Origin of the sequence: Dyadobacter sandarakinus (assembly GCF_016894445.1) — a bacterium.
Lineage (GTDB): Bacteria > Bacteroidota > Bacteroidia > Cytophagales > Spirosomataceae > Dyadobacter > Dyadobacter sandarakinus.
This window is the reverse complement of the sequence record NZ_CP056775.1, coordinates 5,148,098-5,172,523: the sequence shown is the minus strand read 5'-3', so window position 1 is coordinate 5,172,523 and position 24,426 is coordinate 5,148,098. Positions and strand designations below refer to the sequence as shown.

Sequence of the window (24,426 nt, the reverse complement as noted above, 5' to 3'; positions counted from 1 at the left end):
TTTACTGTTTTTTGGTTACTCTTTTGATGTCATCTTCGGTAATACGGTCGGGCATATGCCCAAAATTCTGGCGCACAAAGGTGAGCAGCTGCGCCATTTCTGCGGGCTTGATAAAGTCGTGCTTGGGCATGAGGTCATTATAGGGCTTGCCGAGTACTTCTATGGGGCCTTCCAATCCTTTGGTTACTACTTCAATGAGCCTGCGCTTGTCATTGGTCACCCACTCCGAATTGACCAGGGGCGGAAACCGGCTGCCGTCGCCCAGTCCGTTGCGCTGGTGGCAGGGCGTACAGTAGGTATTATAAACACGCTGGCCTGCGAGCTTGGTTTCGGCGTCCAGGTTATCCTTCACTTCATCAGGTGTGCGGATGTGTGCCAGCTGCTTGTGTTTTTCCATAGCTGCGAGCTGGGCCGGGCCAAAGGATTTTTTATTTCCTTTAAACATGATGCGCCACAATTTTCCCTGGCGGGAATCGGTAATATACAATGAGCCGTCCAGACCCTCGGCCAACCCCATCGGGCGAAACTTTGCATCACTTACATTAATGATCGGATCTACGCCGGCAAACCCGTCTGCAAACACCTCCCACGGGCCGGCAGGAGCTCCGTTTTTGAAAGGTACAAATGCCACAAAATAGCCCGCCTGCGGGTAAGGAGCACGGTTTGTAGAGCCGTGAAATGCGATGAAGGCTCCATGCTTGTACCGCTCGGGAAACTGGTCTCCTTTGTAAAACAACAAATCATTAGGCGCCCAGTGGCCCGGAAAACCAATAAGGGGATTCTGATATTTAGAACCTTCACCCTCTTTTTTACCATCCCCGCCATACTCAGGATTCAGCATTTTCTTACCCTTCATCTGATCATAGTAATAGTATGGCCAGCCGATGTTGGAGCCTTGTTTCAGTTTTACAAATTCCTCCGCAGGCAGTACCGCGCTCTGCCACGAGCTGAACAGATCCGGAAAGAGGCGGTGCAGGTTATCCCGGCCATGTACCACGGCATACAAACTTTCGTCATCGGAATTCCAGCGCAGGCCCACAATGCTGCGCAGGCCGGTTGCAAACAGGGAACCATCCTTTTGCGTCTGGTTGAGCTTGTCAGCACTAAACTTCCATACGCCCCCATGCTTCTCCAGATCCGGGCATGGATTAAGCCCGGGGCTGCCCGGCTGGCCACCCGGCGAATTGACCATATCCTGACAAGCGTCCGAAGGTGCACCGAAAGGCACGTACATGTTGCCTTTGTTATCAAATGCCATAGGCTTGGTAATATGCCAGTGGTCACCGTGCTCGTGATCGTCGCGGAGCACGACCTCTACTTTTTCATCTGGCAAAAGCTGCCCGGGGATCAGCTTGCTACGGTATACCACGAGTGTGGAGCTGAAATAGAGGTACCCATTGTGAATGGTTACACCATTGGCAAGCCCGCCTTCATCCTTGTACTGACCAAAATTTTTGATGATATCGGCTTTTCCATCCTTGTTGGTATCACGCAATGCTACGGTGCCGCCGCGCTCACCTTTCCCATAATAGCGCAGCTTGATGTAGATATCCCCGTTTTCGTTTACCACAATATGCCGTGCCTGGCCGGTACTGTCTGCTACCACTACTGTTTCAAAGCCGTCCGGTGTGGTGAGGCCGCCATTGTCGGGGTCACCGGGAGGGAGCGTACTTTGCTGCGGCAGCCGGGCGGCTACCATGCAGGTGGCTGCTACCAAGCTCAGCACAGCTGCTTTTATGCGCTTGTTTTTGATGAATATAGTCTTCATTGTCAATGTTGTTGCTGTTTTTTTGCACTGATACCATTAAGGTCCCACACGATTTTGCCGGCCCTGACAGTCATTTCCACTTCAATTTTCTGCTTGCCTGTGATGCTGTTACCTGCTGAGTCCACAAAGCCGAACTCTCCCGTGCGGAGGCCTAGCAGTACCAGGTCGGCAGGATTTCCTTCTTTCAGATTTCCCAGCTCGGGGTGGCCGATGGCGCGGGCTGCATTGGAGGTTGCAATGGTGATTACTTCCTTAAACGGAATGCCGAGGGCCATGAATTTGGACATTACATTAGCCATATCCTTCATGCCCGAGTTCATGCTGAAACGGTGCAGGTCGGTGCCAAATGAATTGGGATAAAAACCCTGCTTTACCGCCGGTGAAGCCTGACCAAACCAGAATCCGGCGCCGCCATGCCCGAGATCAAACAATATGCCCCGCTTTTTTGCTTCCCAAACAATCTGCTGCACCTTACCATCCGCCCCGACGATGGGCGCACGTTCCCTGATGTTTTCAAAAGTGTGGGTAATCATATCGCCCGGCCGCATGCGCGCAAGCTGGTCTGCCAGCGGGTAATTTGGCAAATGGCACTCTACAAACAGTGGCTTGCCGGCTGAGGCAGCCGCCTGCAAAGCCCTGTCAAAAGGCGCCCAGTCGGTACCATTATAGTGGCCTATCTTCACCCCTGCCACAATGTCCGGATTGTCACGGATAGCTGCTGCGGTGGAATCGGCATTCATATCCGATAGTTCCTGCTCATATTTTTCACCCGTCATTCCATTGCCGGCAATGTTCAGGAAGGCCAGTATGCGCGTTTTGGACTGGTCGATAACCTGCGACTTGAACAATGGAAAACTGCGCCAGCCGGAGGTACCGGCATCCACAACCGTAGTCACGCCCGAGCGGAAGGTAAAATCATCCGGAGATACGCTGTTGACCCCATTTGCGAACAAATCGGGCTGCGTGCCTACAAACACATGGGTATGCGGATCAATGAAGCCCGGCGTGAGAAACAGGCCTTTTGCGTCAATGGTTTTTTCAGCGGGGCTGGTGATGTGCGCGGCTACTTTGGCGATGGTACCTTTGCTTACAGCCACATCCATCACTTGATTGATGTTATTGACAGGATCAATCACATGCGCCCCTTTAATAAGCAGTTCGTAAGTCTGTGCCTGAGCTGCCTGCATGCAAAGCAGCCCGAAGAGCAATATGCGCCAGCATTTCCATTTTGTTTTCATTGGAGAAAATGATTTACCGAAAGGTGCATCTTACTTACCCTGCAACTCTGCCTCCCACCCGCCGGCACTGATCCCATTGAGGTCCCAAACAATTTTGCCTGCCCGAATTGTTAATTCAGCTTCCAGCTTTTTATCGCCTTTCAGCACCGTCCTGCGTGTATCCAGAAATCCAAAATCACCCTTACGCAGGTTGAAAACGGCAACATCTGCATCAGAGCCCACGGACAGCGAACCCAGATCAGGCCGGTGGATCACCTGAGCCGGATTCCAGGTGGCACGCAGGATGGCGTCGGGCAGGGTCATGCCGATGTTCAGGAATTTGGAAATGACATTATCCAGTCCTTTCATGGCGCCGTTCATACTTTCGGCATGGAGGTCGGTACTGATCACATTGGGCTTAAAACCCTGCTTCATAGCGGGTACTGCCTGTCGCCACGCAAAAGCACCTCCCCCATGACCTACATCAAACACCAATCCTTTTTTCTGAACATCCAGCACAAAGGGCTTCACCTTACCAGCTTCGTCCACAACGGTTTCGCGCTGGGTAGGTCCGTAAGAATAGGTATGCGTGAAGATGTCGCCCGGACGCAGGTACTCGGTGAAAAGCTTTTCTATCGAAAGAGGCGGCTTATGCTCCCCAAAGTCGACCATCACAGGGACATTGGCCATTTTGCCAGCCTCTACCGCTTTTTGCACCTGCGAGTAGTCGCCCCAGAAGTGCGCCGATTTGATACCCACCAGGATATCGGGAAAAAGGCGGGTGATCATGTTGGCGACCATGGTCGGGTTCATGTCGGTCAGGTCCTGCTCCTCGTACCGGCTAGCCATACCCGTGCCCACGATATTGAGGAAGGCAAGCACGCGTGTCTGCGATTTGTCGATCGTTTGTGCCTTGAAAGTGCGAAAGTTGCGCCAGCCTGAGGAGCCTGCATCCACCACCGTCGTGACGCCCGTACGAAAAGTGAAAGCGTCCGGCTGCACACTTGTAGGGGCATTGGCGATGTAGGCATCGGGTGTCGTACCATAGAAAACGTGCGCATGCATGTCAATGAGCCCGGGTACTACGTACAAGCCTTTGACATCCACGGTTTTCTTTGCGGAACTTGCAGGAATATTGGCGGCTACCCTGGCAATTTTACCGCCGGTGACTGCCACATCCATAATGGCGTCGATGTTATTTTTGGGATCAATCACGTGCCCGCCCCGGAGGAGCAGGTCGATTTCCTGCGCTTTTGTCAAGGAGAAGCTGAAAAGCAGCAGGCATAGCAGGACAAGAAAACGCGAAGTTTTCTTCAGATCAAGTAAAAGGAGCATTATTAAGGTGTTTAGGATAAAGCGGATCGCTTATACAATAGTAATAGAAGCGGCCGTAAAAAGGAAGTGACATTTTAAACCGTTGATGATGAAGTTTGAGGAATTTTTTCAGGACATTGTGATCTCCCTATACGAAAACATCCGCGACCTGGAAGGCAAGATGGCTTTTGCGGATCCGGAGGAAAAGGACTATATCGCGGGCCGGCTATTCAGCTATGGGGAAGTGCTGGAAATTATAAAGGATTCTGCCCGGCGCTTCGGGATGGATCGGCAGGAATTGGAGCTGTAAATCTGCACATCATTTTACCGGCAGAAGGCAGCACAGTAGTGTAACTGTCAACCGGGAACAGGCACATCCAGTCGCATGAAAATACCGGCTAATCAATCACTCCAGCCACAGAATCATTGGATTAGGCGGAAGCGGACTGCAATGTTCATATTCGTTTGTATTAACCGCCGCAAGGCCAACAAAACTCAGACGAACATGAAACACAGTCACACACCCATGTTGCATCTCCGACGCAGGATGCAACGCATGAAAAAGAGCGTCATCCTGGCTATGCTGCTGGCGGCAGGTACCTGCACAAGCCTCTTCGCCCAGGGTGTAGGTATCAACACCAAAACCCCTGACCCCAGCGCCGCGCTGGATATTGCGGCGACGGATAAGGGGGTGTTGGTACCGAGGATAGCATTGCAAAGCCTGGTTGATGCAACCACGATCCCAAATCCTGCTAATGGATTGATGATTTATAATACCAATGCAGGATTAAAGTGGGGAGTAGGATTTTACTACAACGATGGAACTCCTGCATTACCCGACTGGAAGGGAGTCTCAGATATAAAAATCCCTTACGTTCGGGCAGGCTCGGAAGATGCCATGTTTGATCTCCAAAATTACAGCGCAAACACCTCCTCTGCCACTATTCATGCATATAGCAATCAGGGCTACGCGCTGAGTACGGAAGGGAAGATAAAAATAGCCGGGCCCGGGCAAACGCCGGGGAAAGGCAAGGTGCTTACGAGTGATGCGAAAGGGAATGCGACTTGGGAGGGAGGAGTGGCTTTTAGGGTGGAGAAATCTGATAATGATCCTGGTAAAATGGCAATAGATGCTGCAAAGATACCCTTTACATTAGAGTCTTATGACATAGGTAATAACTTCACTGGTCCCGCGGGGACACCATCCAATACTTTTGTAGTTCCTAAAACCGGTATTTATCACTTTGATGCAAACATCTATTGGAATCAAACCTTACCTCATGATCCAGATAATGGATGTTTTATATCACTAATCCGTGTTCGAAATGGAGTAGAGCTTTCTATCGCTTCCTCTAGGAATGTGTTTGATGCCAATTCTATTGGGTTGTCTATTGATTTACCTTTAACTCTCGACGACCAAGTCTATCTTGTATTTAGCCATGACATTGTCGATGAATACGTTAATCTATTACCCTGCTCTTTTAGCGGGAGATTTGTTAGTAGTTTTTAAAATAAAACTTCTATTTCCTCTCACCCGGCACGAACAACTGCTCTATTGGCAGTCAGCGTCAGACAAGAAGGTGAGCAGCCTGCCGGTTGAGAAGGAAATTGAGATGAGAACTACCACGCACCCACGAAAGATCCACTGTTATATCAGTAGGTGAGTAATGGAAAAACATGAAGGAGCAGCTTTCCGGTTGAGCGCGTTTAGAAGTAATGATCCATTTCTTCTAATTGCCAGAGTGAGATTACTCGTCAAGCCATCTGGTACCGGCAAGATGATGAGTGTTTCTCAGGGCATTTTTGACGAAAAACAAGTTTCACACTATCGAACATACCAGCATTATGAAAACTACTACACTTAGAATAGCATTAGGCATCCTGCTTTGTGCAAGCGCTGCCCAAGCCCAATTCACCTCCGGTGATCAGTTCTACATGCCGGCTACTGCTACCGTTTCTATCCAGGGCCTGATTTTTCAGCCGGCACTGAATACAACTTGGAGCGATGTAGATATCACACCTTCCGGCACAGCCATCCCGGGACAGCCTACCAGCAGTATCAAGCGGGTTTACAAGTTTGATACTCCGATGCAATTTTCCGGTACGGTGGGGATTCGTTATGATCCTTCGGAGCTGAACGGGAATACAGAAACTGACCTGAAAATTGCCTACTACAATGCGCAGGATGGCTATGTGACTACCGTACAGGGAAACGTGGATGCAGCCAATCACATTGTAAATCATGCTTTTGCTTTACAGAACATTGAAAAAATTACGGCTGGTAATTCCAATGCAACATTCCCGGTTTCGCTGATTGCATTTGCTGCTAAAAAATCGGAACGTACAGCAGTACTTTCATGGAACACCGCCACGGAAGTAAACAGCGAGCACTTTGAAGTGCAGCACAGCACGGATGGAAAAGCATGGCAATTACTGGGGAAAGTTATAGCCTCGGGGCAGAGCCAAACAGTTCAGAATTATACTTACGCAGATATCAACCCTGCTGCCGGGGAGAACCTTTACCGCCTGAAAATGGTAGATCTGGATGGTACATTTTCGTATAGCCAGATTGCACGGCTCCGGTTTGATTATGAAATTTCATCCAACGTGTACCCCAATCCGGTAGCAGACGTACTGCTGGTTAAAGCGGAAAACTGGAGTAACGTAAAAAGTCTGGAAGTAATTAATTCCATGGGACGCAAAGTGTATGATCTGGGTCATGCAAAAGCAACACAAACCGAAGAGCGGGCCTTTGATTTCAGTGCATTGCCCCAGGGCATTTACATCATCAAAACCACCAAAACGAATGGGGAAGTACAGGCAGAAAAGGTTTTGAAAAGATAAAGTGTGTGTTACATATAAATAGCAAAGAGGCGGACAGTTGTTCGCCTTCTTTGTTTTGGGACTACTACAAAACTTTACCGGAGAATAACTCTGCTACCGGCAATTCAACGCTTTTGTACACATCCGGCAGTGAAACCAACATTTGTCTTAGTAATAACCGTTAAACTAAGATTGAATGAAGCATTGTTACAAACCTACGATTCTGGGGTTGTTGCTGATCTTTTGTATGCTGATCAGCACTATCAAATCAGCACAGGCTCAGTTTTATTATCAGCCACAAACATTTATTGATCCGACCATTCCGCCGAAGCCCGGCGTTCTTGGGCAGCTGTACAATCCCAAAACGTACCTGATCACCGGTGCTCCTACTACTTACCATGGAAACCGGAACGTTTACGCAACGGTATACCTCCCCTATGTTTATGATGAGTGGACCATCCAGCATCCGCTTCCGGAACCATTTAATGGAAACTATACAACTGCGATTGCATTATACTCTCCGAAAGATCCTATCCTTGGATTGTATGCACCTGTTCAGGTCGTCGGAGTTCAATTCGGCGTTCTGTATCCCTATTCTTCAATAATCCCGCAGAATTACAGTCAGGACAATTACACGGGTCCATTCAATACAATGCCGACGTTGAACAGCAATGCTCAGAATGTTACCATGCCTATTGTTGATGAATATGGTTTAAGTGCCCTCGAAGCAGCCCAGAACTTCACCCGGTTCACACATACCTTGTTTAAGGATGGCAATGGAAATGGATGGGATGGATTTGATAAGCTCGGTATCGTTCCAATTACTGTTGTCGTAGATGCCAGTAAACAAGATGCCACATTTTACAAAAACTCGCAAGTCATACTGTGCAGGAGCATTACTTCTAATAGCATGCATGTTGACAGGGCCACGATTGGTCATGAAATAGCCCACGGCATTATCGAGCACTCCACCAGTTTTTCGCCTATGAATGTATCCGCTGCGAAAGATGAGATGGAAGAGGCTTTTGGTGATATCATGGGGCTTTCCTTCAGTAACTGGATGGAGTCAGCACAGTTCTCTAATCCGAAATGGGAATTTTTTTGGGAAATAACAGGCCCAGGCATGGCACATTGCCTTTTCAATGATCCGCAATCATGCAACCACCCCAGCGCATGGAATGGAACGTATTTCCAGAAAGATCCTCTGGCTGCCGACTATGACGTTCATGCGAATGGCGATATTGTAAAGCTGGCATTTTACTCCGTGATCGAGGAAAATGAAATGGACAAGGATGATAAGCCCGGAAACGGACACTACAGCATTGAACCACTTATTCCCGAAAGTAAAGAAGAAACATACAAGCTGGCCTTGCAGGTTTTTTTTAAAGCATTTGTAGAAAAGTTAAAGAGCGATGCATCCTATCATGATCTTAGAAAAGCTACACTGGATGCACTGATTGACTTGGGTTATCCTCCGGAGTCACATGCGTATATGCAGATGCAGACTGCCTGGGAAGCTGTGAATGTCAGCATTACGCCCTATAATACGGCATGCGCGCTCAAAGAGTCCGAAACCGTTTTTAATGGCAAACTGAAGTTCTATGCACAGGATGGAACGCTTTCGCCGGATCCCCAGGCACCAAAGATTTCCCTGCTTAATGAATGTGCGGATGCCAATGCAATCAACACGTATTTCGCCAAAGAAGGTAACTCGCTGATAGACTGGAATATGGACTCTGTTTATTCGGATAACAATAATACTGTTGTTTCCCGGCTGGGCGTCAGCGTACACCTTTTCTCCCAGCTTGCGCGTGGCTGGTTCAAAGACCGGTTCGACTTTTCCGGTATGGATGGCAGCGGTAAGTTCGGAATCAACAATGTAATTGGTGATTTCAATTACCTCATACAAACTTACACGTCGACACCTTCAGGAAATTCAGTTACGTATAATTATCCCGTCAAAAAGCTCTATGGCTGTCGGGATGAAATCAGCAGCATCTACTTTTCCGGCATTGATTTTCTGACCAAGTACGACTTTCCGAATCCATCCAAACCGCTGCTGCCAGAATGGAAGACAATCACTACCAGCCTTGCACAAATTTTTGCCCTGGAAATCAAGAAAGATTACGAGAAAGCGCAGCAAAATGCAAATGCGGATGACATCTGGACATTGTACGAGGATATGTCCGACCTGCTTTATGCAAAGGACTTTTCCAATCCGAAAGCGTATGGACAGCCTGCCGTGTACCACGGAACAAACTGGAATGAAGACAAGCCGGAAATTAATTCGGGAATTATCAACCTGTTTTATTACCTGCTGACACATGGTGCAGAAAACGGATATACCAATGATGAGCCTGACAGCAAAACTTACACTGTACATCGGCTCAATAAAGATTTGGTACTAAAAGTATTGTGGGAATCGTACAGGCAGATTCCGGCTAATTCTACCATTGAAGAATTCCGGGCAATGACCATGAAGGTGCTGCATGACATGGATCCCCAGTACTTTGTTGACAAGAAAACAAAAGAACATATCGCATTTTACGATGCCTGGGCTGCGGTACTTGGATTGCCGGACTTTGCCTCTACCTTAAAGCATTATCCCGAAGATGGAGCTACTATTTATCCATGGACAGCGAAGGTTGGAGTAGAAGTAGAGTACCCGCTGTATGAAAGCGAACGTTTATTTGAGGTAAGTAAAAGTCTGGAATTTGATGAAAACATTGCACCCGTGCATCGTTTTATCAGCAGCGCCTCTCCGGACCTTGCAACCTCCATGACTTACGGCTATGTCGCCCTCGAACCCGGACAGACCTACTACGTGCGTTCAAGGTTAAGCCTCAGTGGCGATCCCAGAAAAGGAGGCTGCGCTGCCACGGAAGATCCTGTTTTTTGCGAGTCGTTAAATGGAAAAACAAAGTGGACGCCGATCTATGATTTTGTAACACACGAAGTAGAAGCAATAACCAACCTGAATCCGCAAACAGGCGCAGAGATCCCCGCATGGGTGAGCCCCTTAAGCTGGAAAAGTGTAAAAGGCGCAGAGGGTTACAACATGGATGTACTTGATAAGAGCGGAGCAGTTCCGTCACAAACACTGACTGTACACGCATTCTATGACGAAAACCAACCCAATGTAAAAGTCGATACTGTGCTGGCGCTTGCGAAATCGCGTGATTACAAATGGAGCGTTGTGCCGTGGCACCGGCTTGGTTCCGAGTGGGAGGTGCATGTACTTCCGAATTACATGACTTATCCATTTACCGATACTGAAAAGAAAAATTTTCCGCTTGTTTACGGAGTGTGGAGCGATGCGGTGAATTTCAAAACGGATCTGCCCAAGATCGAGCTGAAATCGCCCGCAGATGGTGAACATCTTTCGATGATGGGTCCGGTTTCCTTGTCGGCCACCAGCAACACCCGTGCGGATCATTACTATTACAAATTTTACTATGATGGCGACCAGGAAAATCCTTCTGAAACAGATCAGACCAGGAAAGCCCCCGTATCAGACCTGTTAATTCAAAATCTGAAACTATTGGATGATCAACATGTGTATGCATGGACCTTCGCGCCAATGCATTATGCGGCACCTCCCTTTATCACGCAGGATGAAATGGGCGCTATACCTCCCAGGTTTCATTTCAAAGTGGATAAAAGCAAAATTGCGAAGCCAAATCTTCCTGCAATGGGGTGTATTGATGCGGGAGGCACACTCCAGATGACCTGGGACGCCGTACCCGGAGCCGCGGCCTATCAGTTTGGGATCATCAATACGGCTGACAACCTGAACATTACCGGTGTGATCGTGGGAGATACCAAGACGACGCAGATCCCAAATGTGAGGAACTTTCCGGGTGTTTATATCCGGAAGGTAAGTGCAGGTGTAAAAAACTACAAAGGGGATTGGGTATTTGGCCCGGAAGCCAGCAGCGACTACAAGATAAATCCACCCAGTGTTACCGGCCTTAACCCCGATAATGCAACAGTACCTTTTTCGCAGAATAACAGCATTACTTTTACCTGGAACAATCCCGGCAATAAGGTAAATCATGAATTTACGCTGAACAGAGGTCTTGAAACCATTGTACAGCCGCAAATGGTTAGTGGCAGCACTTTCAAGGTCGAAAATCTTGAATTCAGCACGGATTACCAATGGAAACTCACGCCGCTCTCCTCCTATGGCTGTTCTGCCCCGGCGAGTTCCGCTGCATTCCGTAGTCAGGATCCACCGTTTATTCCATTGCTTGGGATCAATGCACGTACGCACGACGCAGGAGGTGCCCCACTCAATTCATTCAAATACTCCGTAACTGTCACGCAGCCTGATGGAAGCATCAGTCTCGATCACCACGGACTGCAATCCGCGGGTGTCGGAGTTCTTTACCAGCCCTTAGCCCAGTTTCCCAATGATGGAACACTGATTCCCATGGATGGCTGGTACAACATCCACATAGAAATAACCGATGTACTGCAGAAAGATCCAAAATTGAGCGATGGTTCTCCCACATGGTCGGTTGAAGTAAAATCCTTTGACGGAGCTCCTGCCCTGCAATCCAGTAACCAGCCGCAATTAATTGATACCCTGACCGGAAGTGGCGCATTCGGCGGACTTACCGAGGGCTTCTCGGTAGATATACCTTTTCATTACAATCTTAAAAAGCTTTCAAAATGAGCAAGCATTATAAAATTCCGGATTACGTGAAAATTGCGCTTCTCCTGGGTATGTTCGTGAGTTTGCCGGAGGCATATGCTCAGACAGTCACTGGTAAAGACGCGCATTATCCAGGCAAATTGTCGGGACTGACTTACAAATTGAACAACCCGTCAACCATAACAAACGGTCTGGTACTCTCGCCCAATCCTGCATCGGAGCAGGTATCTGTGAGAATTCCGAATGCTTTACAATTCTCTGGTCAGGCGGGATGTTACATGAGCGTGATCAATCAGCACGGGGCAGCAGTAATCAGAAAGTCCTGGCATGGAGAGAAGCTGGATGTTTCGGGACTGGAACCCGGAATTTACATTGTTATCGTTAACAAGGGCCGGCTGACCTGTACGCAAAAGCTTGTCGTTGAGCGCTAGGAAGCCGACGGTGTGCGTCAAGCAGCTCAGATACATCCCCGGTGAAAGAAGATAATCCATGCAGCGGACGGTATGAAGATGCTACGTAATACTCACAATATGAAATTATTGATTATGAGATAGTTATAGTGCTTTGATCTTACTACCTTACATGATGGAAAACAAATATCTTATTGGCTCCAACGTTTCGTTGCTGACCAACCCGAAAAGGAAATTGGTAATACTGAACTACTTGAAGCGAATTTACTACTGTGAAGAGATTGGTGACAGTGAACATAAAATGCTGGCTTTCTACGAAAGAGAGCTGATTCCAGACCAGATTTAAAGAATCGGATTGTTCACCTGAGTCGGCCCGCAAGAGCTGGCTCAGGTTTTTTTCGCTGCATACAAGGATTTTTTCAATCAACATTGCATTCTGTTTGTCCCCAATGCTAGCTGTAAATAACCAGTTCGCCCGGTGAAACCGTGATGCGGATAGCTTTCCCATTCCGGTCCTCTACATTCAGCTCTGCCGGACTATTACTGTCAGAGGCATACAGGCAGAACATCCGGGAACCGGACGCATGCAGCGCATTATCCACTGTAACGTATACAGCACACCGGTCCTCATGATGAAGATTTATTGCACACAGCAATTCCTTGCCATTGTATATTCGTGAAAAGGCAAGTATGCTATGCGGCACCTCCAAAGAAGAAGCAAAATCAATTCCGTTTTCAGAGGTTGTTCGCCAGTAATGATGACCCTGCAACAAGGCAGGCTCCGACTCCAGCAGCTTTTGAAAACGCTGTTTCATAGCAGGCTTTTGCAGGAAAGCCTTGATAAAAGCCGACAAATCGGCTTGTCTGTCTATTGGCACGGATTCAGATTCATTTTTGAGGAAAGCGGCATGTTGTAATGGCTCTATGTGCATGATGTACAGTGTTTCAGAATCGGACAAGTCTGCTATTTTCATGCCACAAACATTTGACAGTCAGTTATCAGCAGTTAAGCGGGACATATTGCCCGTCGAACTTACCGGATTACTTTGTTTGTGAGTCAAATAAAATTCAGATCTTAACGTTCTGATTTGAGGGACTTTCTGAAAATACGCGGGTAAAACTTTGTTTTCTCATCTGGTCATTCACCATAATTTAACCAGAGAAGTATGAGCAATACAGAAAAGATCAAATTCGCTGCACCCGTAAAGAGCCAGTTTTTCCCAACATTGAAAAAGAGGGTAGATCAATATTTTGTTGAAAACAATACTTCCAGGTATGCCAATAAAACCATGGTGATAAAAACCGTGGTGCTACTTTCAATTTACATTTTACCTTTTATCGTAATTCTGGTTGCTGCGCCTTCTTTCTGGGTCAGCATGTTGTTGTGGCTTGTGATGGGAGTGGGCATTTCCGGGATCGGGATGAGCGTGATGCACGATGCGAATCATGGAGCGATTTCACAGAATCCGGTTATTAATAAATGGATGGGATATACCATCAACCTGGCCGGCGCTGGGGTAATGAATTGGAAGTTGCAGCATAACATCTTGCACCACACCTATACAAACGTGGCCGATTTGGATGAAGACATCCGGGACAGGGGCGTGGTCAAGCTTTCGCCGCACGGAAAGCCAGGCTTGTTTAACCGCTTTCAGTGGCTGTATGCCTTCTTTTTCTATGGCATACTTACCTTATACTGGGTGCTGTTAAAGGATTTTATTCAATACGGACAGTTCATTGAGTCGGGGGTAAACCGGCAGAGTAAAGCTGAAAACAGGCGAATGCTGATCGGATTGATCGTTATGAAGGTCGTGTACCTTGGCTTTTTTCTTGCAGTTCCGGTTTTCATTTTTGATTTGGATTTCACCCATATACTGGCTGGATTTTTACTGATGCATTTTGCAGCTGGGCTGGTACTGACCATCATATTCCAGTTGGCGCATTCAGTGGAAGGCACGGAACATCCGCTTCCCAATGAAGCCGGAGTAATCGAAAAAGACTGGGCAATTCATCAGCTCGAAACCACCGTCAACTTTTCTCCCCGCAACAAGTGGCTGAGCTGGTACATCGGCGGGCTGAACTTCCAGATTGAACATCATCTTTTCCCTAAAATCTGCCACGTACACTATCCCCAGATAGCTCCCATTGTTAAAGAAACCGCCAGGGAGTTCGGATTGCATTATCTGGAAAATGAGTCATTTCTTGACGCGCTGCACTCCCACATCAGGAGCCTTAAGCGCTTCGGCATGCCCAGCCTCAATGACGCTATCGTATAGCTTCTAAATTACAATCTCCTTTTATTAACAGATCAGCAGGTTGTCTCCTGCGCATTGCTGCTACCCGCAGGGTTGTACAATGCCTGCATGGGAAACTCATGTGCAACAACCATGAGTTGTGCGCTTCAAAGCCCGGAATGTTTTGAATATTAAAACTCTGAAACCATGCCGTAAATGAAAATGGCACAGTTTTAGCTCACCTGGTGCATACATTTAAACTACCACAACTTATGATAGCCGGGCAAGACCATGATACCGGGAGCTTTCCCGCTTCTGAAAGCCTTAAACTTCCTGTTATTGAAGAAAAGCTTGTTGTCGGCAGCCAATTGGTTGAAACCGGCAAGGTGACCATTACCAAAGAAGTTGTTGAAGAAGAAGTTTCTGTAAATGGCTTGATTTCCAGCGAGGAAGTACTTGTAGAACGGAGGGAAATTAATCAATATGTGGAATACGCACCTGAGCCCATCCGGCAGGAAGGGAATGTAACTATTATATCGGTGGTCAAGGAAGTGCTGGTAGTAGAAAAAAAGCTGATGCTGGTAGAAGAGCTGCACATTACAAAAAGAGAAACACAGGAGGAAAAAACATTTTCTCAAACCCTGAAAAAAGAAATCATCAATGTATCCCGGGAAAATCCGGGCACGGATATTTAACAACCTGCGCGTCAACTTAACAGTAAAACCATAAAACAGGAAAGTCATGTCAAACACAGTTGTTGGAATTTTTGAATATGAAAGGGAAGCACAGCAAGCAAGGGATTTTTTGCTGGCTAGTGGTTTCAGTGATAGCCATGTAGATATCAAAACAGCATCTTATAAGTCTGACGCCACAACTACGGACGAGGACCACGACGTGGTAGATCGTATCGGTAATTTTTTCAGAGACCTGTTTGATTCGGATGAAGAAGAGGCAAATCGCTACACGACTGCCGGAAGAAGGGGTACCATTGTAACGGTACATGCAGCGACTGCCTATGAGGCTGAAAATGCCGCACAAATTCTGGATCAGTATGGTGCCATAGACCTGAATCAAAATGATGGATTGGGATCTTCAAGCCACGGTGTTGCCGACTTGCCTTCCGCCAGTCAGCCATATACTGATGTAACAACAACAAGCCAGTCACTGACAGACCTGCCGGTAATCCCGGAAGTTACCGGTGAAGAAAGCGCATCACTGCCTGTCATCGAAGAGGAACTGCAGGTTGGTAAAAGAGAAATAGAAACCGGTGGAGTACGGTTGAGGAGCCGTATTGTGGAACGTCCCGTTCAGGAAAGTATCCGCTTGCGTCAGGAGCAGGTAACTGTCAACAGAACGCCGGTTGACCGTGTGGCCAGTGAGTCTGACTTTGGTACCTTCCAGGAAGGAACGATTGAAATGAGAGAATATGCCGAGGTTCCGGTGGTTGATAAGGAAGCGCGTGTGGTAGAGGAAATCAGCCTGAGCAAAACAGTGGAAGAGCGGGAAGAGGTCATTCATGAGACACTCCGGAATACTGAAGTGGATGTGGAAAATCTGACCGACGAAGAAAGGCTGCGGAGATCGCGTTTGGATCTCTGACAGAATCAGAAAGTCAAAAACAGTAAAGTATTAAGACTTCTGCTACCAGGCAGGAGTCTTTATTTTTATAGAAAGACGAAGCAATTTACAGATGTTGGGCTGCCTGGCTAAAAATATAAACAGTACGCTCCACCATCACAAACTTCCGGAATTTACATTTTGATAATACTCCATAGCTCCTGACATCGTACGGACGAAGTACATTTGAATGCTGCCGCAAAGCTGAACCCTCCAGCAGCAATCATTTTTGAAACTGCTGCTGTATTTGCATAGCAAAAAACCACGCTGTGGCATTAAAAAACGCATTTTTGTTACAATTTTGCCTGCCATCTGTTTGTTGATTAAAAACGATGTAAATGAACCCCCGGCAACGAAGATTACAAGAACGAAAGCTGATTAAAGTTTCCATTGCAATCGGCTCTGTCCTCACGCTTTGGGCCATAGGCGTCGGCATTGCGGGAGACTCCAAATCCATTATTTTCGATGCGCTTTTTTCTATGGTTGGCCTGACACTTTCCGGTGTTTCGCTTTTCGTCAATAACTTCATCCGCAAACCTGACGATGACAATCTTCCGTTTGGGCGCTCGCAGTTCCAGCCATTTGCGATCTCCCTGCAGTCGTCGGTTATCATTTTTTTGTGTCTTTATTCACTGGCTACCTCCGTCATCGACATATTAATGGCGGTAAAACGGTTGAACTGGCAATCGCACTACCCTATCTGATCTCGTCCATTGTTGTTTGTTTTGGATTGTGGCTTTTTTTCAGGAATAAAGCCGCAGAACTTGGCTCAGAGTACCTCCGGATTGAGTCTACGGAGTGGCAGCTGGATGCTTCCCTGAGTTTGGGCGTGCTGGCCGTACTTTCACTAGGATATTTCCTGAAGGCAGGTCCGGCAGCTTTCCTGATTCCCTACCTGGATCCGGCCATGGTCCTGATCATCTCCCTTGTTTTTCTTCGCATCCCGGCTACCACTTTCTGGAAAAACATCCGCGAGCTGCTTCAGTTTGCGCCGGATGACGAGGTGGAAGACAAGATTCATGATGAATCCGAGCAGATCCGGATCGTTCACGGGTTTGTGGATCACCTGGTAAGGGTTGCGAAGACGGGAAATAGCTATACGGTGGAGATTGACTTTCTTCTACCCAAAAGTATGTCCGCCATGAGTGTTGCCGAACTGGATGGCATCCGGCAAATATTGTATGACCGCATCAAAGGTGAGTACGAAATGTGGCTGACGATTTCTTTTACCACAGAAAGAAAGTGGATGATATAGCTGACCCGCAGGGACTTACCTGTACTTCGAGGATGCTGATTGCAAAGTAAAATACACGAATGCCCCGGAAAAACCAGCTTTAACAAAATGTACGAGCTACTTTGCAGACTACACCTATAAAAGAACTACATCGTTTTTCAGCATTCCGGCAGGACAAAAATGTTAATATTAGAATTGCAGTCCGCTATGTTAGATTTGGATCCGATAATTCCATTCACCAACAAACAACAATGAAAAAGGTACAAAAAGAACTGGCGGCAGATCTGGCAAAGGCAGTCGAGACAAAATTGATTGAAGCAGGCGTACAATCAGCAAAAGCATCTAAAGCGGTTAAAAAAACGACCAAGAAGCTGGTCAAAAAGGTAGTTAAAAACCAAAAGAAAGCAGCGCGGAAAGAGGGCAAGGGCCAGAGTGAACATGCATCCCTCGAAAACCTGAGTCAGCATGTGACTGCGGAGCGCCAAGACTTGTCGGTTAACTGACAGTTTATCTTTTACAAAAAAAGAAAGAAATCAGGCTTACTAAAAGACCGGGAAAGATGTTTCTCCCGGTCTTTTAGTAAGCCTGATTTTGTTTAAAATACACAACCCATATGCTTTGTCCAAAGTGCCCGATTACGGACATGCGGCAAATGCCAATTTTACCATAAGCTTATGATTTACAGGAAGAAGTATTTCAGGTACGTTTATTTTTCAAATTCACATACCAAACCTATACATTGATGAAATGCTTCGTAGCTACCTCACAATCGCGATACGTAATTTATGGAAACACAAGCTGTTTTCAGTAATCCATATCGCCGGGCTGGGATTGGCCATGGCATTCTGTTTTTTGCAGCTCATACAGGTACAGACCAGCTTTGAAAAAGATTCTTTTCACCCCTACCCGGATCGGACCTTCCGTATCATTACGGATGTGACTGCAAAGGATGACAAAATTTATTCACTGGCTTCCTCACCCATGCCCCTGAGTGAAAAACTGGGTACAGGGCAAAGTATCATTGAGCAATCGGTCAGAATCGTCCGCAATTTCAATGGGAGTCTGAATAACGGGATCAAATCCCTGAATGTCGACGGCATGTATGTTGATCCGGGCTACTTTGAAATATTCGGTTTTAAACTGGAAAAAGGAAAACCCTGCATTGAACCCCGCACGGTTGTGCTCACCAAAGAGATGGCAGAGCGGTTTTTTGGTAAAGCAGATCCTGTCGGTAAAACACTCACCAGCCCGGACCGGGGCATTTTCACGGTTTCAGGGGTTTTTGCCTCCATCAAACCCTTCACGACCCACCTGAAATCAGACATGGTCATTTCGATGGCCAGCTTCCGGGAGCTCAATCCAAACGTAGCAGAAGATAACTGGCAGGATTACAATACATACACGTTCGTTCTTCTGACAAAAGGCGGCAATCAGGCCGCGCTGGATGCCGCACTTGATAAAATTGCCGGACAGAATAACAGGCAGGTTGTTTTCAAAGATTTGAAAAAACATGCTTACAGAAGCCAGTACCTGAAAGACATTCCCCTGGATTCGCAGGGGCTACTCAATAACCCGTATGTGGAGCCCTGGTGGAAAATTGGTGTAAGCCTGCTCGTACCATTCATCGTGATCCTGCTGGCGGGATTCAACTACGTCAACCTCACACTGACAAGATCGCTCAGCCGTGGCCGGGAAGTGGGTGTGCGCAAAGTGGCCGGTGCCAGACGCGGGCAGCTGATCTTTCAGTTTATCACCGAAACGATTGTAATTGCCTTTGGCGCTTTGAGTGTGGGTTACCTCGGGTTGCTGTTTTTCCAATCCTATGTGCATGTCGGCTGGCTCAACTATCAGGTTCAGCAAACGGGAGTCCTGTGGTTGATGTTTGTGGTCTTTACCATCCTTACGGGCGTGCTGGCGGGGATTTTACCAGCCCGGATTTTGGCTTCCTATGAGCCCGCACAGGTTATCAAAGGAAAGCTGGGGCCGGCGGCGCTTGGAAGAGTCAGCTTCCGGAAATCGCTGATTGTTGTCCAGTTTGCGGTAGCCCTGATATTTATGACATTCACCGGCATCTCCAACAGCCAGTTTGATTACATGGCAACGGATAATGAGAATTTTAACAGGAAAGGTATTCTCAATATCCCGGTAACTCCCGGCCATGTCGAAGTGCTGGCTGCCGAAATCTCAAAGGTGGCCGGTGTTGAAAAAGTAGGACGTGCGTCGGCAACCCTCAATGAAGGATCAGGAAAAGCCAAAATCAGTAACATAGGCCCGAAAGGGCAGCAAATGACTCCCCAGGATACCTACATCTATGCGGCGGATGGTCGTTTTATCGACAATATGCGGTTAAAGTTTGTTGCCGGAGAAAATTTGCCTGAAACCCTCGAAGATACGTCCGGGCGATTTGTTGTGATCAATGAGCGGGCTGCCAGGGTACTCGGGTTTGACAATCCGAAAGAATCCATTGGACAAATGATCAGGCTCAACGAGCAGAATGTACACGTTTCAGGCGTAGTCAGAAACTTCTGTTTTATGCGTTACTAGTTGCCGGTTGCCCCGCTGGTACTGGCGTACGATCCGGCCGAAATAAAGGTACTATCGGTGAAAGTCGATGAAAATGCAGAAAAGGCACACATAGAAGCATCACTGGCCGGAATATGGAAGCGACTGCATCCGCGGGAATCATTTGTGTACTCCTGGTATGAGGCGCAACTGTACGAGGATTATGCCGAAGATGGTGACCAGCGCTTTACCGGCGTGATCGTATTCATTGTTTTCCTGATTGCCGGAATGGGCTTGCTAGGCATGGTCACCTATACGACTGAACAAAGGATCAGTGAAGTGGGTATCCGTAAAGTATTGGGTGCCAGTGCCGCGCAGATCATTGTACTGCTCAGTGCCGGGTTTGTCAAAATGATCCTGATCGCCTCCGTTATTGCTCTGCCGCTCGGCTACTTCCTGGGAGGACTTTTCCTCAACCTGTTTACCTACCATGTTTCCCTCGGGCCTGGTGTTTTTCTGCGATGCCTGACAAGCCTGCTGCTGACAGGCCTTTCGGCTATCGGCATTCAGACTTACCGTACTGCCATGAGAAATCCCGCTGACACGCTCAGGTCTGAGTAAAAGAGACTGATAATCATTCAAAAGCTTAAAATGCGACGGGCAGAATGTACTTTACACGCACCACCTTACCGGCTTCCCTTCCAGGGTTCCATTTTGGCATCAGGTTCACGACTCTGAGCGCCTCCTCATCATACTTTTTACCCAGGCTTTTGAGAAGTGTCACATCCTGCCAGCTGCCGTCTGTATTTACAACAAAGGAAACAAAAACCTTCCCGCTGGTCTGAGATGCCGTTTTTGGAACCCGCAGATGATCCGCAAAAAACTTTCTTCTGGCCTCTTTCCCACCGAAAAATTCGGGCTGCTGTGCTACTACCAGGAAGATCCGGTCCCCGGGTTCTTCATGCTGATTTTGTACTTTGGAAACTGACTGCTGCACTTGCCCGGATGCAATGCTGCTTAACCCTGTTAGAACCACGGCTGGATACAGGTACATGACCAGCAGGTAAGCCCGTTTATTCATCTTTTTCATTGCTTCATCATGATGGTTACCCATGTCGCAGGGCTGTAATCAGGCTTTGTTTGCCGGAAGAGCATTTATGCAACCTACCTTAGTAAATATATAATTAAATTTTATATAAAGTTAAGTAACCTATTTAAGGTACATTCTTTACCCTGTCAAGTCACCTCTGGCAGGATTTTGGATGAAGAATTGTATTCAGGTTTTTTATTTATTGATGGAGGTATGTCGAAAAATGGTCCTATCATATACGTAGAAGACGATGAAGATGACTTTGTTTTATTTCAGCTGGCCATCCAGGAGTTGAAAATACAGAACACCGTCCATCATTTTTATGATGGCGAGAAGGTTATGGAATACCTGCTCACGACCGGAGATGACCCATTTCTGATCTTGTGTGATGTAAATCTGCCCCGGATTTCAGGCCTGGAACTGCGAGACAAGATAGAAGCATCACCATTTTTAAAGCAGAAATCTATCCCGTTTGTATTTTTCAGTACTGCCAGCAATGCATCGCTGGTTAATAAGGCATTTGCCAATGCAGTACAGGGGTTTTTCCAGAAGCCGCATAGTTACCATGACATGCGGGATGAATTAAGTAAGATCTATAAGTACTGGCAGGCATGTGAAGTTCCTTGAATCCCTGACCATTACCCGATGCGGCAAGCCGGACTCCGTACCTGCAACGTAAATTTTATATAGTCATACATAAAGATCCTGTTCGTATGCTTCTTCGTTAACTTTCCGGATCTTTCCTTAACACTTCAGCAATGACGAACCATAGAACCGGGCAGATAAGGCGTGATATTGTTGTTGTGGGTTCTTCTGCCGGCGGCTTGCCTGCTTTACAGCAGCTGGTAGCCGGTCTGCCCATGGATTTTGATGCGGCTGTTCTGATCGTCCAGCATATGCCCGCTTACTCGCCCAGCAATTTGCACCATATTTTAGGCCGGCAGGGCAATTTGCCGGTCATGGTTGCACGTGACGGAGAAGAAATAGAGTCAGGTAACGTTTACGTTGCTACGCCGGATCATCACCTGCTGGTCGAGAATGGGAAAATGCTGGTAAAACGTGGCCCGAAAGAAAACCGCTTTCGTCCTTCCATCGATGCTTTGTTCCGGTCGGCAGCATACAATTACGGCAGCAGGGTAATAGGCGTCGTCCTGTCAGGTGCTCTCGACGATGGTACGTCAGGATGCTGGACCATTAAGCGGCTGGGCGGAGTGACGATTACGCAAGATCCTGACGACTCCTTGTTTCCTCAGATGCCGCTCAATGCGCAGGAACATGTAGCCATAGACTATTCACTGCCTGCCGCCAAAATTGCTGCCCTGCTATCCCGCCTCATCAATGAGCCGGGTGGAGCAAATCCAAAGCTGACCACCAAAGAAAAGAAGCTTCTGGAAGTAGAGCTTGTTATTGCCAAGACAGGTGGCGCATTTCAGCTGGGCATTATCAATCTCGGCGAACTGTCACCCTTCACATGCCCTGAATGTCATGGTGCGCTGGTTCAGCTTACCGATGGTGAGATCATCCGCTTTCGCTGCCATACCGGCCATGCCTACACCATCAATGCACTGCTGTCTGAGGTAAGTACCAATATTGAAGGCATCCTTACGCAGGCTATGCAAAGTCTTGAAGAAAGTACGATGCTGCTGATCAGGCTGGGAGAGCATTTCGACTCCAAGAAAATGTCGGATATCGCCAGGGTCTTTTATGATAAAGCTTCACAGGTACAAAAACAGTCCCGGAATGTTTACGACGCAGTACAAAGTCAGCAGATCATCAGTGCGGACATACGATACGAGCATGATTAAAGTCCCGCAATGCAGCAGCCGGGGCATCAAAACAAAAGCACTTAGCAATGCATGCCAAGTGCTTTATTAGTTAAAAATCACGCAATCTGAAACTTACTGCGCGGCAAATTCCAATTTCTGCTTGTCTTTCAAAAGCTGTGTCCGTAGTTGTCCATAATCCACATCCTGCACCGCGATTTTCGCATCAATCGCCTGCACAGCGGCGGATGCGGCACTTTGACCCAGGATCATAAATACCGGCTCCATCCGGATTGAACCGTACGCAATATGCGAAGCCGAAAGGCAGACGGGCACGAGCAGATTCTGACATTCCTCTTTTTTCGGCACCAGGGACGCATAGGAAATTGCATAAGGTGTTTTGGGATGTACGCCAATATCGCCCTCATTTTGCACAAAACCATCTTCTTTGACATAACGCTGCGCATTATGTGCGTCCAGTGAATAGGAACCCATACCTACTGACTCACTGACTGCTTTTTTGCCCAGGGTCTCGTTTTCTGTCATTACTTCCTTGCCCAGCATTCGTCGGGCTTCCCGCACGTAAATCTGGTGAGGCCAGCCACCGTTATCTTTGAATTCATCCTTTGGCAAGCCCCATTTCTGCATTTCCGTGCGTACATCCTGCGGTACGTGCTCATCATTTTGCAGGTAATACATGAGGCCTTTTTGGTAAAGCTCGTGCTCCCTGATGATCTGCCTGCGCCGCTCATAGGTAGCATCAGGGTAGTCGTAATTTTGCCCTATAAAATCGGTGCTGAAAGGGCCGTGGTTATTGGTATCCGTCTTTTTGTTCGGGATTGGGTCATATTTGTCAAAAGTCTCCGTCCAGCCCGCCTTGTAAACACGCGCCAGCAGTTCGTACTTAGCAGGATCATAGCCCGCGGGTTTGGCAAACGGAATGCGGTTCTCAGGATTTTGGGAAAGGCACATCCGGAAGCAGTAAGCCTGTATTTTGTTGTCGCCTGTGCCGTTTTTTCCAATTTTTTCAGCATTGACATAAGGCAGCAAGCCACTTTTCGGGTCACCTTCGACTTTATACGGACTGATACTTTTCTTGAAATAATGCCCATGCTGAAAAACACCGGCCTGAATACCATTCCATTCTTCATGATAAACACTGTTAGCTTCCCGCCCTACGTGGTATTTTACGCCTGCTGCTGCCATGAGATCGCCCTCATAAGTGGCATCAATGAACATTTTTCCCGTGAAAGTTTTTCCCTTTAATGTTTTGATAGAAACAATGCGGCCATCCTTTTTCTTAACCCCGCTCTTACGGTCAAGCCATTCATCGCGGTAAATTTTCAGGTTATTTTCTTTGACAAAATCTTCAAAAACCTGTTCGGCAATGCGCGGTTCGAAAATCCACATGGTACGCTCGGCTCCGTCCATGGCAGGCGTGCCCTGACCTTTGTTGCCATACTCTTCCTTCTTTTGCCATTTCCAGGTTTCGGGCTTGTCGTAATACATGTAAACGCGATGGTAAAACTCGCGCGCAAGACCGCCAATGACGGATTTGTTGCCCGTATCTGTAAAACCCAGCCCGCCGGAGGTCAGCCCGCCCAAATGCTTGTCGGGTGAAACAACAATGACCGTCTTACCCTGCTTAACTGTCTGCACAGCTGCTGTGACAGCAGCGGAGGTACCTCCGTAAATGATCACGTCTGCCTGAAATTGATTTGCGTTTTGTGCATTCGCGGCAAAACCGATTGCGCACGAAAACAGCATGAAGATCATTTTTTTCATTCCGAAATAATT

General features: G+C 47.5%; 19 protein-coding genes and 1 pseudogene. 14 read left to right on the top strand and 6 right to left on the bottom strand.

The genetic code is table 11. The annotated features are described in order from the left end of the window. Position 1 precedes the first annotated feature (1 nt). The 3 genes from HWI92_RS21325 to HWI92_RS21315 are packed head-to-tail and all read right to left on the bottom strand — an operon-like array spanning position 2 to position 4,320. Positions 2-1,768 carry a PQQ-dependent sugar dehydrogenase gene (locus tag HWI92_RS21325; RefSeq protein WP_204659054.1) on the bottom strand — a complete coding sequence of 589 codons (1,767 nt, stop codon included), beginning with the start codon at positions 1,766-1,768 and terminating at the stop codon, positions 2-4. A gap of 2 nt (positions 1,769-1,770) precedes the next feature. Next, positions 1,771-3,006, bottom strand: a complete 1,236-nt coding sequence (locus tag HWI92_RS21320; RefSeq protein WP_204659052.1) for an amidohydrolase/deacetylase family metallohydrolase — start codon at positions 3,004-3,006, stop codon at positions 1,771-1,773. Between the two features lie 30 nt (positions 3,007-3,036). Continuing rightward, entirely contained in the window at positions 3,037-4,320 is a 1,284-nt protein-coding gene (locus tag HWI92_RS21315; RefSeq protein ID WP_204659050.1) for an amidohydrolase/deacetylase family metallohydrolase, read from the bottom strand. Positions 4,321-4,405: 85 nt separating this feature from the next. Between HWI92_RS21315 and HWI92_RS21310 the strand changes: the two genes are divergently transcribed. From HWI92_RS21310 to HWI92_RS21290, 5 genes are all read left to right on the top strand, one after another. Next, positions 4,406-4,609: a hypothetical protein gene (locus tag HWI92_RS21310; protein WP_204659048.1), complete on the top strand. Its 204-nt coding sequence runs from the start codon at positions 4,406-4,408 to the stop codon at positions 4,607-4,609. A 246-nt stretch (positions 4,610-4,855) separates the two neighbouring features. Beyond that, complete coding sequence (locus HWI92_RS21305; RefSeq protein WP_204659046.1) at positions 4,856-5,809, top strand: phage tail-like protein; 954 nt, start codon at positions 4,856-4,858, stop codon at positions 5,807-5,809. Between the two features lie 335 nt (positions 5,810-6,144). Next, positions 6,145-7,143 carry a T9SS type A sorting domain-containing protein gene (locus tag HWI92_RS21300; RefSeq protein WP_204659044.1) on the top strand — a complete coding sequence of 333 codons (999 nt, stop codon included), beginning with the start codon at positions 6,145-6,147 and terminating at the stop codon, positions 7,141-7,143. Positions 7,144-7,318: 175 nt separating this feature from the next. Further along, a complete protein-coding gene (locus HWI92_RS21295; protein WP_204659042.1) occupies positions 7,319-11,800 on the top strand; it encodes a M4 family metallopeptidase in 4,482 nt (1,493 codons plus the stop codon). Then, entirely contained in the window at positions 11,797-12,210 is a 414-nt protein-coding gene (locus HWI92_RS21290) for a T9SS type A sorting domain-containing protein (RefSeq protein WP_204659040.1), read from the top strand. Before HWI92_RS21295 ends, HWI92_RS21290 begins: the two co-directional genes overlap by 4 nt. Before the next feature lie 431 nt (positions 12,211-12,641). Here the strand turns inward: HWI92_RS21290 and HWI92_RS21285 are convergent, their stop codons facing one another. Beyond that, positions 12,642-13,163 (bottom strand): hypothetical protein, encoded by a 522-nt coding sequence (locus HWI92_RS21285; protein ID WP_204659038.1) that lies wholly within the window; start codon positions 13,161-13,163, stop codon positions 12,642-12,644. A 192-nt stretch (positions 13,164-13,355) separates the two neighbouring features. On the opposite strand from HWI92_RS21285, the gene HWI92_RS21280 reads away from it, so the two are divergent. The 7 genes and pseudogenes from HWI92_RS21280 (at position 13,356) to HWI92_RS21250 (ending at position 20,397) form a co-directional block, all read left to right on the top strand. Then, on the top strand, positions 13,356-14,465 hold the full coding sequence (locus tag HWI92_RS21280) for a fatty acid desaturase family protein (protein ID WP_204659036.1): 1,110 nt from the start codon (positions 13,356-13,358) through the stop codon (positions 14,463-14,465). 230 nt (positions 14,466-14,695) lie between these two features. Further along, complete coding sequence (locus HWI92_RS21275) at positions 14,696-15,118, top strand: YsnF/AvaK domain-containing protein (protein WP_204659034.1); 423 nt, start codon at positions 14,696-14,698, stop codon at positions 15,116-15,118. A 46-nt stretch (positions 15,119-15,164) separates the two neighbouring features. Then, positions 15,165-16,022 (top strand): YsnF/AvaK domain-containing protein, encoded by an 858-nt coding sequence (locus HWI92_RS21270; RefSeq protein WP_204659032.1) that lies wholly within the window; start codon positions 15,165-15,167, stop codon positions 16,020-16,022. A gap of 356 nt (positions 16,023-16,378) precedes the next feature. Then, positions 16,379-17,295: pseudogene (locus HWI92_RS21265) on the top strand (cation diffusion facilitator family transporter). Positions 17,296-17,396: 101 nt separating this feature from the next. Beyond that, a complete protein-coding gene (locus tag HWI92_RS21260) occupies positions 17,397-17,777 on the top strand; it encodes a hypothetical protein (RefSeq protein ID WP_204659030.1) in 381 nt (126 codons plus the stop codon). A 244-nt stretch (positions 17,778-18,021) separates the two neighbouring features. Then, positions 18,022-19,818, top strand: a complete 1,797-nt coding sequence (locus tag HWI92_RS21255; RefSeq protein WP_204659027.1) for an ABC transporter permease — start codon at positions 18,022-18,024, stop codon at positions 19,816-19,818. Further along, positions 19,819-20,397, top strand: a complete 579-nt coding sequence (locus tag HWI92_RS21250) for an ABC transporter permease (protein WP_204659025.1) — start codon at positions 19,819-19,821, stop codon at positions 20,395-20,397. It abuts the gene before it with no gap. Positions 20,398-20,422: 25 nt separating this feature from the next. Here HWI92_RS21250 and HWI92_RS21245 read toward each other — a convergent pair whose 3' ends face one another. Next, entirely contained in the window at positions 20,423-20,866 is a 444-nt protein-coding gene (locus HWI92_RS21245; RefSeq protein WP_204659023.1) for a TonB family protein, read from the bottom strand. Positions 20,867-21,079: 213 nt separating this feature from the next. On the opposite strand from HWI92_RS21245, the gene HWI92_RS21240 reads away from it, so the two are divergent. Continuing rightward, complete coding sequence (locus tag HWI92_RS21240) at positions 21,080-21,493, top strand: response regulator (protein ID WP_204659021.1); 414 nt, start codon at positions 21,080-21,082, stop codon at positions 21,491-21,493. A gap of 131 nt (positions 21,494-21,624) precedes the next feature. Beyond that, positions 21,625-22,671, top strand: a complete 1,047-nt coding sequence (locus tag HWI92_RS21235) for a chemotaxis protein CheB (protein WP_204659019.1) — start codon at positions 21,625-21,627, stop codon at positions 22,669-22,671. Positions 22,672-22,764: 93 nt separating this feature from the next. Here HWI92_RS21235 and HWI92_RS21230 read toward each other — a convergent pair whose 3' ends face one another. After that, positions 22,765-24,396 (bottom strand): FAD-dependent oxidoreductase, encoded by a 1,632-nt coding sequence (locus tag HWI92_RS21230; RefSeq protein ID WP_229249420.1) that lies wholly within the window; start codon positions 24,394-24,396, stop codon positions 22,765-22,767. Positions 24,397-24,426: the final 30 nt, after the last annotated feature.